This is a genomic window from Kitasatospora sp. CM 4170 (assembly GCF_032110285.1).
Taxonomy (GTDB): Bacteria; Actinomycetota; Actinomycetes; order Streptomycetales; family Streptomycetaceae; genus Kitasatospora; species Kitasatospora aburaviensis.
This window is the reverse complement of record NZ_CP134877.1, coordinates 7,166,787-7,181,759: the sequence shown is the minus strand read 5'-3', so window position 1 is coordinate 7,181,759 and position 14,973 is coordinate 7,166,787. Positions and strand designations below refer to the sequence as shown.

Annotated in this window: 15 protein-coding genes; 6 read left to right on the top strand and 9 right to left on the bottom strand. The window is 75.2% G+C overall.

All coding sequences use genetic code 11. The features are described from left to right. Positions 1-38 precede the first annotated feature (38 nt). Complete coding sequence (locus RMN57_RS30295) at positions 39-950, top strand: acyl-CoA thioesterase II (protein ID WP_313766471.1); 912 nt, start codon at positions 39-41, stop codon at positions 948-950. A gap of 290 nt (positions 951-1,240) precedes the next feature. Continuing rightward, positions 1,241-1,939 carry a TetR/AcrR family transcriptional regulator gene (locus tag RMN57_RS30290; protein ID WP_313766470.1) on the top strand — a complete coding sequence of 233 codons (699 nt, stop codon included), beginning with the start codon at positions 1,241-1,243 and terminating at the stop codon, positions 1,937-1,939. A 61-nt stretch (positions 1,940-2,000) separates the two neighbouring features. On the opposite strand, the gene RMN57_RS30285 is transcribed toward RMN57_RS30290, so the two are convergent. After that, a complete protein-coding gene (locus RMN57_RS30285) occupies positions 2,001-3,182 on the bottom strand; it encodes a sulfite oxidase (RefSeq protein WP_313766469.1) in 1,182 nt (393 codons plus the stop codon). 155 nt (positions 3,183-3,337) lie between these two features. Between RMN57_RS30285 and RMN57_RS30280 the strand changes: the two genes are divergently transcribed. From RMN57_RS30280 to RMN57_RS30270, 3 genes are read left to right on the top strand one after another with little or no spacing between them, the layout of a single operon-like run. Then, complete coding sequence (locus RMN57_RS30280) at positions 3,338-3,517, top strand: hypothetical protein (protein WP_313766468.1); 180 nt, start codon at positions 3,338-3,340, stop codon at positions 3,515-3,517. 40 nt (positions 3,518-3,557) lie between these two features. Beyond that, positions 3,558-3,839 carry a hypothetical protein gene (locus tag RMN57_RS30275; protein WP_313766467.1) on the top strand — a complete coding sequence of 94 codons (282 nt, stop codon included), beginning with the start codon at positions 3,558-3,560 and terminating at the stop codon, positions 3,837-3,839. After that, positions 3,836-4,234, top strand: a complete 399-nt coding sequence (locus RMN57_RS30270; protein WP_313766466.1) for a hypothetical protein — start codon at positions 3,836-3,838, stop codon at positions 4,232-4,234. The genes RMN57_RS30275 and RMN57_RS30270 overlap by 4 nt, the downstream gene beginning before the upstream one ends. Here the strand turns inward: RMN57_RS30270 and RMN57_RS30265 are convergent. After that, positions 4,231-6,078 (bottom strand): DUF2398 family protein, encoded by a 1,848-nt coding sequence (locus RMN57_RS30265; RefSeq protein WP_313766465.1) that lies wholly within the window; start codon positions 6,076-6,078, stop codon positions 4,231-4,233. The two genes, RMN57_RS30270 and RMN57_RS30265, sit on opposite strands and share 4 nt — an antisense overlap. A gap of 311 nt (positions 6,079-6,389) precedes the next feature. Here RMN57_RS30265 and RMN57_RS30260 point away from each other — a divergent pair, with 311 nt between their 5' ends. Next, positions 6,390-7,139, top strand: coding sequence for a lysoplasmalogenase (locus RMN57_RS30260; RefSeq protein ID WP_313766464.1), 750 nt, complete (start codon positions 6,390-6,392; stop codon positions 7,137-7,139). Positions 7,140-7,249: 110 nt separating this feature from the next. On the opposite strand, the gene RMN57_RS30255 is transcribed toward RMN57_RS30260, so the two are convergent. The 7 genes from RMN57_RS30255 to RMN57_RS30225 all read right to left on the bottom strand — a co-directional run bounded on the left by RMN57_RS30255 (position 7,250) and on the right by RMN57_RS30225 (position 14,853). Beyond that, the gene (locus RMN57_RS30255; protein WP_313766463.1) at positions 7,250-7,849 is read right to left on the bottom strand and encodes a hypothetical protein; all 600 of its coding nucleotides are present in this window, start codon (positions 7,847-7,849) and stop codon (positions 7,250-7,252) included. Positions 7,850-8,011: 162 nt separating this feature from the next. Next, the gene (locus tag RMN57_RS30250) at positions 8,012-8,815 is read right to left on the bottom strand and encodes an exodeoxyribonuclease III (RefSeq protein WP_313766462.1); all 804 of its coding nucleotides are present in this window, start codon (positions 8,813-8,815) and stop codon (positions 8,012-8,014) included. Between the two features lie 98 nt (positions 8,816-8,913). Continuing rightward, the gene (gene ggt, locus RMN57_RS30245) at positions 8,914-10,704 is read right to left on the bottom strand and encodes a gamma-glutamyltransferase (protein ID WP_313766461.1); all 1,791 of its coding nucleotides are present in this window, start codon (positions 10,702-10,704) and stop codon (positions 8,914-8,916) included. A gap of 183 nt (positions 10,705-10,887) precedes the next feature. Continuing rightward, positions 10,888-11,949 carry an ROK family glucokinase gene (locus tag RMN57_RS30240; protein ID WP_313768018.1) on the bottom strand — a complete coding sequence of 354 codons (1,062 nt, stop codon included), beginning with the start codon at positions 11,947-11,949 and terminating at the stop codon, positions 10,888-10,890. A gap of 41 nt (positions 11,950-11,990) precedes the next feature. After that, positions 11,991-12,806 (bottom strand): ATP-binding cassette domain-containing protein, encoded by an 816-nt coding sequence (locus RMN57_RS30235; protein WP_313766460.1) that lies wholly within the window; start codon positions 12,804-12,806, stop codon positions 11,991-11,993. Next, on the bottom strand, positions 12,803-13,831 hold the full coding sequence (locus RMN57_RS30230; RefSeq protein ID WP_313766459.1) for an ABC transporter permease: 1,029 nt from the start codon (positions 13,829-13,831) through the stop codon (positions 12,803-12,805). Before RMN57_RS30230 ends, RMN57_RS30235 begins: the two co-directional genes overlap by 4 nt. Then, on the bottom strand, positions 13,828-14,853 hold the full coding sequence (locus tag RMN57_RS30225; protein WP_380233486.1) for a substrate-binding domain-containing protein: 1,026 nt from the start codon (positions 14,851-14,853) through the stop codon (positions 13,828-13,830). The genes RMN57_RS30230 and RMN57_RS30225 overlap by 4 nt, the downstream gene beginning before the upstream one ends. Positions 14,854-14,973 lie beyond the last annotated feature (120 nt).

Genomic DNA, 14,973 nt, shown 5'->3' with positions numbered 1-14,973 from the left:
CACACCGTCGGACCGTTGGCTTCTGCCACTATGGGCCCGTGACCGACGTGACTGAACAGGAGAGACGGGCCACCGACACCATCGGCCCGTTCGCCGAGCTGCTGCGGATCGAGCAGCTGGACGAGAACACGTTCCGGGGCCAGTGCCACGCCGGGGCCCCGATGCGCGCCTTCGGCGGCCAGGTCGCCGCGCAGGCGCTGACGGCCGCCGGGCGCACCGTCGAGCCGGACCGGCCGGTGCACTCGCTGCACGGCTACTTCCTGCTCCCCGGCGATCCGACCCGCCCGATCCGCTACGAGGTCGACCGGGTCCGCCAGGGCATGTCGTACGCCACCCGGCGGGTGACGGCGGTGCAGGGCGGCGCGGCGATCTTCACCCTCTCCGCCTCGTTCAAGCGGTCCGAGGCGGCTGCCGACCGCCACCGGGAGGCGCCGCCGGTCCCCGGCCCCGAGGAGCTGCCGGACGCGCTCTCGCTCTGGGACGAGGCGGCCCGTGCCGAGCTGGCCCGCTCGGGCGGCTTCGGCTCGCTGGACCTGCGGTTCGTCCCGGAGGACGCCCCCGGACTGCCCCCGGCCGTCCCGGGCATGCCGCAGCAGTACGTCTGGCTGCGCACCGGCTCGCCGCTGGACGACGACGACCCGCTGCTGCACGTCTGCGCGCTCACCTACCTGTCGGACCTGACCCTGGCCTCGACCGCCGGGCTGCACGTCCAGCCGAACTTCTTCCAGCGGCGGGAGCCGCCGCGGCTGATGATGGCCTCGCTGGACCACGCGATGTGGTTCCACCGCCCGTTCCGGGCCGACGAGTGGCTGCTGTTCGCCCAGCGCAGCCCCTCCTCCTCGGACGGCCGGGGGCTGTCGCTCGGCGAGTTCTACGACCGGGAGGGACGGCTGGTCGCCTCCGCCGTCCAGGAGGCGCTCATCCGCGACCGCGGCGCCCGGCCGCACTGACCGCCGCCCGGGCGGCCGGGCCGCGCTCGAAGAGGACCCGACGGGGACTGGACGGGGGCGCGACGGGGACGAAAGAGAACCCGAAGGGGGCTCAAGGACGGCCGGAGGGGCGCCCGCGGAGCGGTCGTGGAGCGGTCGTGGATCGGTCGCGGGCCGGTCGCGGGCCGGTCGGGCGGCCCCTGAGGGGCGGTCGCGGAGCCGGCACCGACCGGCAGGCGGACGGCGGGCGAACGCGGGGCGGCCGGTCGGCGTCATACTCCTGAGCGGCCCCGAGCCGTATCATGGTGCGGGTGACCAAGGTTGACCTGTCACCACGACCGGTGGAGGCGATGTCTCCGCGTCAGCTGGAACGCCGCGAATCCCTGATCGCGGCCGCACTCGCCCTGGTGAACGAGATCGGCGTCGAGCGGCTGCAGATGAAGCAGGTCTGCGAGCGCTCGGGAGTCGCCCTGGGGACGGCGTACCGCTACTTCTCGTCCAAGGACCACCTGCTGGCGGCGGCGATCGCCGAGTGGCACCGGCTGCTCCTGGCCGACCTGGTGGCGGAGCTGCGCGGGCCGCGGGCCGGACTGGGCGCCACCGACCGGGTGGTGCGCTTCGTCCGCGGCGGGATGCGCGCCTACCAGCGCCAGCCCGAGCTCGCCCGGCTCCGGGTGGCCGTCGCCGCCTCCACCGACCCGTTCGCCAGCGAGGCGCTGCAGGGCATGGCCCGGGCCGACAGCGCCGCCCTGCAGGCGGTGATGGCCGAGGTGCCGGCCGCCGCGAGCGACCTGGTGCGGCACATCGTCGGCCACGCCTGGCAGGGCGAGCTGACGGCCTGGGTGACCGGCCGCACCACGCTCGGCGACGCCCGGCGGCGGCTGGAGGACGTGGTGCGGCTGGTGCTGACCCCGTACGAGACGCCGTTCCCGGCTCCTTACGAGGGCCTGGCGGAGGTGCGGCCGGACATCCGGTCCGAGGTGCTGTCCGAGGTCCGGCCGACCGTGTGAGCCGGTCCGGGCGGCCGGCGGCCCACCGGGCCGTGCCGGCCGCCCGCCCGCGCGCCGGGTGTCAGACGGCCGTCACCGGGTGGACCACCACGGCGTCGAACAGGTAGCCCTCCCGGTTGAACACCGCCGCCTCGGGCTGGGTGCCGCCCAGCCGGTCGGTCGCGCGGGCCCGCAGCTCGTACCGGCCGGGCCGGTCCGGGCGCCAGTCGAAGCTCCAGCGCGTCCACTCGTCGCGGCGCGGCTCGTCCCGCAGCTCGGCCCGGTGCCACCGGCGGCCGCCGTCGGTGCTCACCTCCACCCCGCGCACCGGCGCCGCGCCCGACCAGGACCGCCCGTGCAGCCGGTGCGTGCGGCCGGCGTCCAGCACGGCGTCGCGTGCCAGCTCGAAGGCGCTCTTCACCGCCTGGCCGGTGATCGGCGCGCTGCCGCCGACCGGGTGGCCGGGGCCGAAGAGCCGGTAGAAGTCGGTGTTCCAGGGCGAGTGGAGCGGCCGGTCGGCCACCTCGACCGCGCCGACCCACTTGATCGAGGCGATCCCGACCCAGCCCGGCACCACCAGCCGCGCCGGGGCGCCGTGATCGGGCGTCAGCGGCTCGCCGTTCATCTCGTAGGCGAGCAGGACGTCGTCCAGCGCCTTGGCCACCGGCAGCGGGCGGCGCACCCGGCCGAAGTCGACCCCGCCGACGGTGTACTCCGGGTCCAGACCGCTCGGCAGCACGTCCACCGCCTCCGGAGTCAGGCCGGCCAGGCGCAGCACCTCGGCGAGCCGCACGCCGCGCCACTCGGCGGAGCCGACCCCGCCGAGCGTCCACGGGGTGCCGGGCACGGCCTGGTGCTGCTGGCCGGCGAAGAAGCCGCGGCCGTTGCCGGCGCACTCGATCAGCGCGTCGATCCGGGTGGCGGGCAGCCCCCGCAGGTCGTCCAGGCCGAACTCGACCGCCCGCCCGGCGGTGGGCGCGCCGCGCAGCCCGCTGCCGAACAGCCGCAGGCGCCAGGCCGCCGGGTCGATCAGCGGGGTGCGGGTGTGATTGCGGACGAAGAACCGCTCCACCGGGACGTGCCGGCCGACCGTGCTGCGGCCGTCGGCGTCGCGCAACGCGTCCCACCGCATCTCGGCGTTGGTGCCGTGCGGGACGAACCACTCCGCGGGCAGCGGCTTGACGATCCCGGTCGTGGGCGAGCCCGCGGCCTCCTCGGCGCGCCCGGCCCCGCCGCCGGCCGCACGCTGGGCATCGGACGACATGGGTCCATTGTCCGGCCCCGTCGCCGGCCGGCGAGTCCGCCGCGACGGCGGCGCCCGGGCGCGGTGGGGCATATCCGACAAGCCGACGCCCACCCCCCATCCGGACTTCACCCGCGCGTAGCGATCGTTAACGCCGCCCTGGAACGCTCCGTGACATGAACGCCCACCCTCCGGCGACCTCCCAGGATCCGCGCTTCCCGCTCCCCCAGCGGCACCGCCGCCTCCTCGCCTGCGCCGCCGTACTCGCCTCCGTCGCCCTCGGCACCCTCGGTGTCGGCGCCACCGTCGAGACCGTCCGGCACGACACCGTGGCGACCACCACGGCGAGCAGGTGATGTGATCCGGGCCACATGAATGGATGGTAGGGTCGCCGGTATGGCCACGACCAAGAAGTACACCGTGACGCTGCCCGAAGAGCTGGCCGAGGAGATCCGAGCGAAGGTCGGCCCCGGCGAGTTCAGTCGCTACGTCACCCAGGCCATAGAACGCCAGGCCGAACGCGATCGCCTGGGTGAACTGGTGGACTGGTGGGAGGCCGAATACGGGCCCGTCACCGATGAGGAGCAGGCCCAGGCCGAGGCCGCCCACCGCGCTCTGGTCGCCCGGCACGCTGCTCGCAGGGCCCGCCTCCTCGAAGAGGAGCGTCGGGCGAGTTGACCAGCACCTCTGTCTACGTCCTGGACTCCGAGGGCCTCTCACAGACCGCGCTCGGAAACCGCGCGATGGGCGCGCAGTTGCAGTACGCACAGCGCCACGGCATCCCGGTCGTCACGACCACGATGACGCTCGTCGAAGCGCATCACGCTCGCGTCAATCAGGCCGCCTGGAAGTGGATACTGTCCCGGATCGTCGTGGTGCCCATCACCCAGGACGTCTCCGACCAGGCAATCCACCTGCTCGCCGAGGCCGGCCTGCACGGGCACAAGTACGCCATCGATGCCGTGCTCGCAGCCGTCGCGCTGCGCCAGCCCGGCGATGTCACCGTCTTCACGTCCGATGTGGATGACATGGAACGGCTGTGCGGAAACCGCCTGGTCGTCCAGCCGATCTAGGCCCGCTGCTCGGCGCGTTCGCCGGCGGGGGACGGGATGGTGACCGCCGGGTCGCGGCGGGAGTGACGGCCGGTGCCCGGCGTCGGCAGGAGGTCCGCCGCGGGGGCGTAGCGGGCGGCGGGGGCGCGGAGCAGCCAGCCCGGCGGACGGGTGCCGCGGGGGGTGGGGGTGATCAGGCCCATCCGGTGCAGCAGGTCGAGCGCGTCGCGGCGCAGGGCCGTGCGGTCGGCGAGGTAGTCCCGCCGCCAGCCGGCCGGGAGGCCGTACTCGTCGGCGATGTCGCCGAGCACGCCGTCTATCAGCGCGTCGGGAACCGGGACGACCGGCACCGCCGGTTCGCCGCCGGCGGCCTCCGCGTCCTCCTCGGGCTCGCCGGGCAGCGGGCGGACCTCCTCGACCAGACGCTCCACCAGCAACAGCGCGGCGTGCGCCAGGGTGCCGGGGCCGGGCAGGACGAGGTCGGTGAGCTCCTCGGCGGGGTCGAGCAGGGCGACGCCCTCGGCCCGCGACTCGGCCTCCAGGCCCAGGAACTCGGCGAGGGCCGCCGGTCCGCTGTGGCGGTGCTCGCGGAGCCAGGCGCGCTGGTCCTCGGGCAGGTCGGCGACGAGGACCGCCGGGGTCTCGGCGAGGCGGCGGCGGACGGCGGTACCGGGTTCGGCCTCCGCGGCGCGGTGGATCAGGTCGGCGGCGTCGGCGGCGAGCGCGGGCGGCCCGGCGGGAACGGCACGGGCCAGCTCCCGGTCGACCGTCAGGACGGCGTCCTCGTCGGCCGGATCCGCGGGCACGCCGGTGAGCACCTGCCAGTCGGCGAGTGCGGCCAGGGCCATGGCGAGGTCGCCGGGGGCGGCGGCGGGGACCGCTCCGGGTTCGGCGGCGCGCACGGCCGCCCGCAGCCGGCCGAGCGGCAACTGCTCCGGGGCGTCGACCAGCAGGGCCAGGACGAGGGCGAGCTGGGCGTAGCCGCCGGGGGTGAACGGCTCGCCGGTGGCCGGGTGTTCGAGCCGGCGGGTGGCGCCGGGGCCGAGCCCGGCCTTGCAGAGGCGGGCGTGCCAGGGGCCGACCACGAGGCGGTAGCCGAGCAGGGTGTCGAAGCGCTCGGTGAGCCAGTCACGGTGACGGCGGATCAGCGGGAAGCCGTCGGCGTGCGGGCCGGAGGCGGTGACCAGCGGGTGGGCGAGCAGCAGGCGGGCGGCGATCCGCTGCTCAGCCGCGGCGGCGGAACGGTCCTGCGTGCCGGCCCCACCGGTCGCTCCGGCCGGGCCCGGCGGCACGGCCGCGGCGCCGCGGGACCGCTCGGGCTTGCGGTGCCGCCCGGGGCTGCCGGGCTTGGCGCCCGAGCGGACGACCGGCGGGTTGTCGACGTCCCGCCGGGCCCGGCGCAGACCACGGGCCGGGCGGGTCTCGCGGGCGCGCAGCGCGGCGGCCGCGTGCGCGGTGGGGCCGTGCCACCAGCTGACGTCCGCCGCGCCCCCGGCGGCGGCCCCGGCGGCGGCCCCGGCGGCGGTCTGCTCGGGAACGGTCGGCGCGGGAACGGTCGGCGCGGGGGCCGCCTCGGCGGGGGCGCCGAAGTGCCGGGCGGGGTAGAGACCGAAGGAGGAGGCGCAGAGGTCGTCGGCGGTGCCGGGATCGGCCTCGGCGAACCACCGGGAGAGCCGGAGCAGCCCGGGGTCGGGCGAGAGCCCGTCGGCGGAGTCGGCCGGCGCGGGCACCTGCGGAGCGTCAGGCCCGGCTCCGCGTACGGCGGCGACGGCGTCGGTGGTGCTTCGCCCCGCCCCGCCCGTACGCCCGTCCGCCGTGCCGCCGGCCACCTGCGTGGCGCCGGCCGCGTACTCCTGCTGCTCCATGTCGTGGACCAGACTAGACGGTGGGTGCCGCCCACGGTGGCAGCAACCGGTCCTCCCGGCGAATTGACCTGCCCGGCTCCGCCGGTACCGGCGACCCCTCCACGCATCCCCCGCATCTCCCCCGGGCCTCCCCGCCGCCGCGCGGATCCGCCGCCGCGTCACCGCCCGGTCGGCACCGGGGCTACGCACCGGTAACAATGTCTTCCACGGGCGGGTCCGGTCGCCTAGGGTGCGGACGAACGGGCCCGCCCGCCCCTGCCCCGCCGCGCCCGCGCACCGCACCGCACCACCCACCCGGAGGACACCGCCGCATGAGCATCCGTACGACCACCCGCGCCGTTCTCGGCGGGCGCCTGCGCTCCGCCACCGGGCTGCTCGCCGGCTACGCCGCCACCTCCGCGGCCCACCTGGGCGCGATCCTCACCGGGACCCCGGTGCTGCGGCACACCACCAAGCCGGCCCTGATGCCCCTGCTGGCCGCACACAGCGTCACGGCCGCCACCGAGGCCGGCCGGGAGGCCCCGAAGCTGCTGGCGCCGGCGCTGCTGTTCAGCACCGGCGGCGACGTGCTGCTGCAGCTCGGCAACGACACCGCGTTCCTGGCCGGCATGGGCTCGTTCGCGGCGGCGCACGTCTGCTACGTGACGATGTTCGTGCGGCGCGGGGCGCTGACCGACCGGCGGCGGGCGCTGCTGGTGGCCGCCGCGTACGCGACGGCCTGGGCGACGATGATCGGCCGGCTCTGGCCGGACCTCGGCGACCTGCAGATCCCGGTGGCGGGCTACAGCCTGCTGCTCGCCGCGACCGCCGTCACCTCGGCGGGCCTCGGCCGGCGGGCCGGCCTGGGCGGGGCGCTCTTCCTGCTCTCGGACACACTGATCGCGACCAAGCTGGCGAAGTGGCGGGAGCTGCCGGGCCACCAGTTCTGGATCATGGCGACGTACGTCATCGCCCAGTACCTGCTGGCGAGCGGCACCCTGCGGAGCGAGCAGGCGCCCGCCGCCGGGCCCGCCGCCGCCCGGCCTTCCCTCCGGCCCACCGTCCGGGCCGCCACCGTCTGACCGGGGTCCGGCCGGACCCTGACCGAACGCCGTCCGGGGGTCCGTCCGGTCCCGGACACAGCGGTGCCGCCGGACCGGTGGTCCGGCGGCACCTCCGTGCAGCACGCCCTTCAGATCGAGCCGGCGCCGGCCCGCCGCCGCAGCAGCCAGAAGCCGCCGATGCCGCCGGCGACCAGGGCCGCGCCGCCGGCCAGCTCCGCCGGGTTGGCCGCGACCGAGCCGCCGAGCCCGGTCTTCACGGCACCGTGCGGGGCCACCTGCTGGCTCCCGGCGCCGGACTGGCCGAGCGAACCGGCCCACTCCCCCGCCGCCTGGCTCCACGACCCGATGCCCTCCGCGGGCGAGGACGCGGCGACGGTGGTGACCGTCACGCTGGTCGAGAAGACGGCGCCGTCGGGGCAGGTGCCGTCGACCTTGTTGTCACCGCTGTTCTTGCCCGCCAGCCGGGCGGAGCCGGTGTGCTTGCCGTCCGAACCGAGCGTGAGGGTGGCCGGGCCGCCCTCGAACGCCTGGGAGTGGGCGGTGATGGTCTTGGCGTTGGGCTTGTCGGACTTGTCGCAGGAGACCGTGACCGTCACGGTCTGACCCGGTGCGGCCTGGGACGGGCTGACCGTGGCGGCGCCGTCCTTGGCCAGCGCGGTGGGAGCCGTCAGGCCGGTCAGCACCGCCGCGCCGATCAGGGCGGCGGCGGCCGTACGCGTGGGGCGCATGCCGGAACCTCCGGGATTCTCGGGCGCAGCCGGGGACTCCGATGTCCTCGTGATCGAACAACCACACCCAGTCATGCACCGACGCTAGGCACCCGTCCCCCGCCCGGCCACCGCTCTGGACCGTTCGGGGGACCAGGTGCTGCGCGGAATGATCCGGCCGGCTCAGAGGTCGAGGTCGACCACGACCGGCGCGTGGTCGGAGGTGCCCTTGCCCTTGCGGGCCTCGCGGTCGACGTAGCTGTCGGTCACCGCGTCGGCGAAGGGCTTGTTGCCGAAGGTGAGGTCGATCCGCATGCCCCGGTTCTTCGGGAAGGCCAGCTGGCGGTAGTCCCAGTAGGTGTAGGGGCGGTCGTACTTGAGCGGGCGGGGCACGACGTCCTGCAGACCGGCCCCGGCGAGGGCGGCCAGCGCCTCGCGCTCGGCGGGGGTGACGTGGGTGAGGCCCTCGAAGGCGGCGACGTCGAAGACGTCCTCGTCGGTGGGGGCGATGTTGAAGTCGCCCAGGACGGCGAACGGGCGCGGGCCGGCCGCGTCCTCGGCCGCGGCCACCCGCAGCGCCTCCAGCCACTCCAGCTTGTAGCGGTAGTGGGCGTGGTCGACCTCGCGGCCGTTCGGCACGTAGACCGACCAGACCCGGACCGGCCCGCAGGTGGCGGCGACGGCCCGCGGCTCGACGTCGGGCAGCAGCGCGCCGTCGGCCAGGTAGCCGGGCTGGCCGGGGAGGTCGCGCACGACGTCGTCGAGGCCGAGCCGGGAGACGATCGCGACGCCGTTCCAGCGGCCGGTGCCGTGGGCGGCCGTCTCGTAGCCCAGCTCGCGCACCTCCTCGTACGGGAAGGCGTCACTGGCGCACTTGAGCTCCTGGAGGCAGAGCACGTCCGGCTTGGCGCTCTCCAGCCATTCCAGGAGCTTGGGCAGCCGCGCGGTGACGGAGTTGATGTTCCAGGTGGCGATGCGGACGGTCACGGCTTGCGGCCTTCCCGGTGGCGGTACGGACGGGGGCGGGCGCCCGAGCGGACGCCCACCCCGAATCTACCGAACGGCACCGACAGACCCGGTCGGCGTCAGGGGGCGGGCCGCACCACCGCGGCCGAACCGCCGCCGCGGCGCACCGGCTCGGCGGCGGCCACCCACCGGCCGTCCGGCAGCCGTTCGACGCCGGTGGCCGCCCCGATCTCGGGCGTGCTCGCGAACACGTGGCCGAGCGCCTCCAGCCGGGCGCGCTCGGGCAGCGCGAGGAAGTCCGGCTCGGCCTGGGTGGCGGCCGTGTTGCGCTGGCTGGCGCGCGGCGCGGCGATCGCCTGCTCCAGGCTGAGGCCGCGGTCGAGGCGGCCGAGCAGCACCTGGAGCGTGGTGGTGATGATGGTCGCACCGCCGGGCGAGCCGGTCGCGAGCAGCGGCTCGCCGTCGCGCAGCACGATGGTCGGCGAGAGCGAGGAGCGCGGGCGCTTGCCGGGGCCGGGCAGGTTGGGGTCGGGCACCCCGGGGGTGAGCGGGGTGAAGTTGAAGTCGGTGAGCTCGTTGTTGAGCAGGAACCCGCGGCCGGGGACGGTGATGCCGCTGCCGCCGGTCTGCTCCAGGGTGAGCGTGTAGGAGACGACGTTGCCCCACCGGTCGGCCACCGTGAGGTGGCTGGTGCTCAGCCCCTCGTACGGCTCGGCGGCGGGCGCCGCGCCGGTGTCGCCGCAGCGGGCGGGGTGGCGCGGGTCGCCGGGGGCGAGCGGGCTGGTGAGGGCTCGGTCGGGGCTGATCAGGCAGGCCCGGGAGGCGGCGTACCGCTCGGAGAGGAGCTCCCGCACGGGGACGTCGTTGAAGGCCGGGTCGCCGACCCAGCGGTTGCGGTCGGCGAAGGCGATCCGGCTGGCGTCCAGGAAGTGGTGGTAGTACTGGGTGCCGTCGTACTGCCCGACCTCGCCGTCCTCCAGGATGCCGAGCGCCTCGCCGACGGTGGTGCCGCCGGAGCTGGAGGGGGCGATCGAGTAGAGGTCGTAGTCGCGGTAGGCGACGTGGGTGGGCTGCTGCCGGCGGACCCGGTAGGCGGCCAGGTCGGCGGCGTCCACCTTGCCGGGGCGGGCGTTGCGGCCGGAGGCCGGGTCCACCGGGGGGTGCTGGACGGTGTTGACGATGTCGGCGGCGAGGTCGCCCCGGTAGAGCGCGTCGGTGCCCTCGCGGCCGAGCTGCCGGTACGTGGCGGCGAGGTCCGGGTTGCGGAAGGTGGAGCCCACGGCGGGCAGCGCCCCGCCGGGGAGGAAGAGCTTCGCCGTGTCGGGGAAGTCCTTGAACCGGGCCTGGTTCAGCGCGGTCTGGTCCTGGAAGGTCCGGTCGACGGTGAAGCCCTGCTCGGCGATCCGCTCCGCGGGCCGCAGCGCGTCGGCGAAGGAGCGCTTGCCCCAGAGCCGGACGGCCGTCTCCCAGGTCGCCGGGGCGCCGGGCACGCCGACGGAGAGGCCGCTGGTGACGGCGTCGGCGAAGGGCAGCGGTTTGCCGTCCTCCAGGAACAGCGAGGTGTCGGCCGTCCGGGAGGCCGTCTCCCGGCCGTCGATGGTGGAGACCCGGCCGGTGGCGTGGTCGTAGTAGACGAAGTACCCGCCGCCGCCGATCCCGGCCGAGTACGGCTCGGTGACCCCGAGGGCGGCGGCGACGGCGACGGCGGCGTCCACCGCGTTCCCGCCCTTGCGCAGCACCTCGATCCCGGCCGCCGTGGCGTCGGCGTCCACGCTGGCCACCGCCCCGCCCCAGCCCACCGCCTCGGGCACCTTGGGCGGTGGCTCCGCCGCTCCGGCCGGCCCCGCGGCGGAGCAGACCAGGGCGGTGGCGAGCAGGATCGGCGGGGTGATGCGGGCCAGAGCTCTCATCCGAAGGGCCTCCCGAGTCGGCGTCAACTCCGTTGTTTCACAGGAGGCATGGCCCGGACAACAGGGCCGCACCGGTACCACCGCGCAGTTGACGCTCCACCCGGGGCCCGGCGTACGCCGGGGCGGCGAAGGGGCGCCCACCGTCAGGCGGGCGCCCCCTCACTGCCTGAAGGCCGGGACGCGCTACGGCACGCTGCGCTCCACCCGGCGGCGCTTGATGGTGCGGAAGCGGCGGGCCACCTGGCGGGCCAGGTCGGCGGCGCCGACCAGGCCGGCCTCGTTGCCCAGGGCGGCGTGCACGATGGTGGACTCGGGGCGGAAGCCCCGGCCGGTCAGGGTGCGGCGGAAGGTGTCGCGGGCCGGGGCGAGCAAAAGGTCGCCGGCCTCGGAGACGCCGCCGCCGATGACGAAGCGGCCCGGGTCGAGCGCGGCCGCCAGGTTGGCGATGCCGACGCCGAGCCAGGTGCCCACCTCGTACAGCAGCTCGGTGGCGGTCGGGTCGCCGGCCCGGGCGGCCTCGGTGACCAGCGGGCCGGTGATGCCCTCGACGGTGCCGCCGGCCCGGGCCAGCAGCGGCTGGACCACCGGCGACTCCTCGGCGACCAGCTCCCGGGCGTCCCGCACCAGGGCGTTGCCGGAGGAGTACTGCTCCCAGCAGCCCCGGTTGCCGCAGGGGCAGCGGTGGCCGCCGGGCACCACCTGCATGTGCCCGAACTCCCCCGCCAGCCCGTACTTGCCCCGGTCGACGTAGCCGTCCCGGACCACGGCGCCGCCGATCCCCGTCCCCAGCGTGAGCATCACCATGTGGTCCTCGCCGCGCCCGGCGCCGAACCGCCACTCGGCCCAGGCGGCCGCGTTGGCGTCGTTCTCCACGATCACCGGGAACCGCAGCCGCTCGCTGAGCGCCTCGCGCAGCGGCTCGCCGCGCCAGTTCAGGTGCGGGGCGAACAGCACCGTGGAGCGGTCCGCGTCGACCCAGCCGGCCGCGCCGACGCCCACCGCGTGGACGTCGTGCCGGTCGGCGAGTTCGAGCACCAGCTCGACGATGACGTCCTCGACGACCTTGGGGCTCTTGCTCTTGTCGGGGGTGTCGGTGCGCACCTTCTCCAGCACCTTGCCCTCGCCGTCCACCACGCCCGCGACCACCTTGGTGCCGCCGATGTCGACACCGATGGTGGGCAGCCGCAGGACGCCGGCGGGCAGGGCGCGCCGGCGGCGCTCGGCCCGCGGGCCGAGGCCGAGCAGGTTGGGCAGGACCGGCGGCCGGGTGCCGGCGTTGGGGCTGGTCACGGCTGCGGACGCTCCTCACGGGGTTCGGGGGCGGGGTCGGTGGGCCGGCCCAGCTCGTGCGAGAGCTCGGCGAGGTCGGAGCCACCGGCCATCTCGGTGGTGAGCTGCTCCAGTCCGATCTCGGCCCGGGGGTGGCTGCCGACCGACCGGCCCCGCTTGAGCAGGGTGAAGTGGTCGCCGACCAGGTACGCGTGGTGCGGGTTGTGGGTGATCAGCACCACCCCGAGGCCGGCGTCGCGGGCGGCGGTGACGTACTTGAGCACCACGCCCGACTGCTTGACGCCGAGCGCGGCGGTCGGCTCGTCCAGGATGAGCACCCTGGCGCCGAAGTGCACGGCGCGGGCGATCGCCACGCACTGGCGCTGGCCGCCGGAGAGGGTGCCGATCGGGCGGTCGACGTCGTGCAGGTCGACGCCCATCCGGGCGAGCGCCTCGCGGGTGGTGGCGCGCATGCCGTCGGCGTCCAGCCGAAGCCCGCCCCAGCGGCGGTGGCCCTGCTCGGAGCCGAGGAAGAAGTTCCGCCAGACCGGCATCAGCGGGACGACCGCGAGGTCCTGGTAGACGGTGGCGATGCCGCGGTCGAGCGCCTGGCGCGGGGAGTCGAAGCGGACCTCCTCGCCGCCGACCGTGAAGGTGCCCTCGTCGTGCCGGTGCAGCCCGGCGATGATCTTGATCAGGGTGGACTTCCCGGCGCCGTTGTCGCCGAGCACGCAGCTGATCTCGCCGGCCCGCAGGGTGAGCGAGACGTCCTCCAGGGCGCGGACCGTGCCGTAGGTCTTGCCGACCCGGTCGAGCGCGAGCAGCTCGGTCATCGCGGTCCCCTCTCGGCGCGGCGCTTGACCCAGGAGTTCAGCAGGGCGGCGAGCAGCAGCATCGCACCCAGGAAGAACTTGAACCAGTCGGGGTTCCACTGGGCGTAGACGATGCCCTTGCCGACCATGCCGAAGATCAACGCGCCGAGCGCGGCGCCGACCACCGAGCCGTAACCGCCGGTGATCAGGCAGCCGCCGATCACCGCCGCCACGATGTAGATCAGCTCGTTGCCGACGCCCTCGCCGGACTGCACGGTGCCGAAGGAGAACAGCAGGTGCTGGCCGAGCACCCAGGCGCCGAAGCCGACCCCGAGGTAGAGCACGGTCTTGGTCCGGGCGACCGGCACGCCGACCGCGCGGGCCGCGGCCGCGTCGCCGCCGACCGCGAAGATCCAGTTGCCGAAGCGGGTCCGCAGCAGCACCCAGCTGCCGACCGCCACCAGGCCGAGCCACCACCAGACGGTGGCCCGGATCGTCAGCCCGCCGACGGTCACCTCGGAGGCGAACAGCCACCGGCAGGACGCGAAGCCCTCCATGTCGGAGATCGGCTTGGTCGAGACCGTGCCGGAGACCAGCTTGGTGACACCGAGGTTGGCGCCGGTGAGCATCAGGAAGGTGCCCAGGGTGACGATGAAGCTCCGCAGCTTGGTGCGGCTGAGCATCCAGCCGTTGAAGAAGCCGATCGCCAGCGTGACGGCCAGCGAGACCAGCACGCCGACCCAGGTCACCGCCGTCAGCTGGTAGCTGACCATGGACGAGGTGAGCGCGGCGGTGGTGACCAGCACGCCGGCCGAGAGGTCGAACTCGCCGCCGATCATCAGCAGCGAGACCGGCACCGCCATGATGCCGATGGTGGACGCCGCGTACAGCACGGTGCCCAGCGAGGAGACCCGCAGGAACGGTTCGGCGACGGCGGCGAAGACCAGGAAGACCGCCACCGCGGCGATCAGCGCGCCCAGCTCGGGGCGGGCGAGCAGCCGCCGCACCGCCGCCGGGCGCTCCCGGACGAGGACGTCGGTGCTCAACGCGTCCCCCTCGCAACGTACTCGGCGAGGGCGTCGGCGTCGTTCCGGGTGAGGATCTGCGGGCCCGTCAGCACCGGCTTGCCGCCGCCGAGCATGTCCAGGTTGGAGCGGTACAGCCAGAGCAGGTCGACGCCCTCGTACCCCTGGAGGTAGGGCTGCTGGTCGACGGCGAAGCCGACGGAGCCGGCCTTCAGCCCGGCCACCACCGCCTGCCCCAGGTCGAAGGTGTCCAGCTCGACCGCGCGGTGGGCGTCCTGGACGGCCTGCAGGCCGGTGGCGGCCATCGGGCCGGAGAGGGTGAGCACGGTGTCGATGGCCGGGTCGGCCTGGAGCTTGGCGGCGACGGCGGCGCGCGCGTCGGGCATGTTGACGCCGTCGACGTAGAGCACCTGGAAGGCGCCCCCGGCCCTGCTCTGGGCCCCGCCGCAGCGCTGCTCCTGGCCGACGTTGCCCTGCTCGTGGATGACGCAGAGGACGCTCTTGCGGCCGCGGGCGGCCAGTTCGGCGCCGGCGGCCTGGCCCGCGGTGGACTCGTCCTGGCCGATGTGGGTGAGCGCGCCGAACTTCGCGGAGTACTCCTGGCCCGAGTTGATGGTGATCACCGGGATGCCGGCGGCCTTGGCCTTGCCGAGCACGTCGGCGAGCGCGTCGCCCTTGGCGAGGGTCACCAGCAGGCCGTCGACCTTCTGGTCGATGGCGGCCTGGACGAGCTGGACCTGGTTCTGGGTCTGCGCGTCGTTGGAGTACAGGAAGGTGATGTTGTCCTTGGCGGCGGCCTGCTCGGCGCCCTTGCGCACGGTGTCCCAGAAGGCGTCGCCGGCGCCCGCGTGGGTCACCATGGCGACCTTCCAGCGCGGGGTGGTCACGGCGCTGCCGGCGGCGGCCGCGGCCTTGGCGCGGGCCTGCTCGGCGCGTCTGCCTCCGGTACTGCTGCAGCCGGCCACGGCGACCACCACGGCCAGGGCGGCGCAGGCGGGCCAGAACCGGCGGGAAGGGCGAAAGCGGGTTGTGCTCATCCCCATAGTCTCGCTGCCCCGCGAGCACGCGATTGCACCGCCTCGCCCGCCGCCCGAGTCCGTACGGGCGGTATCGTGCCCTGTCGGGGGCAATCCTGGGCGCCCGCTGGGCGCATGGTTCGGGCG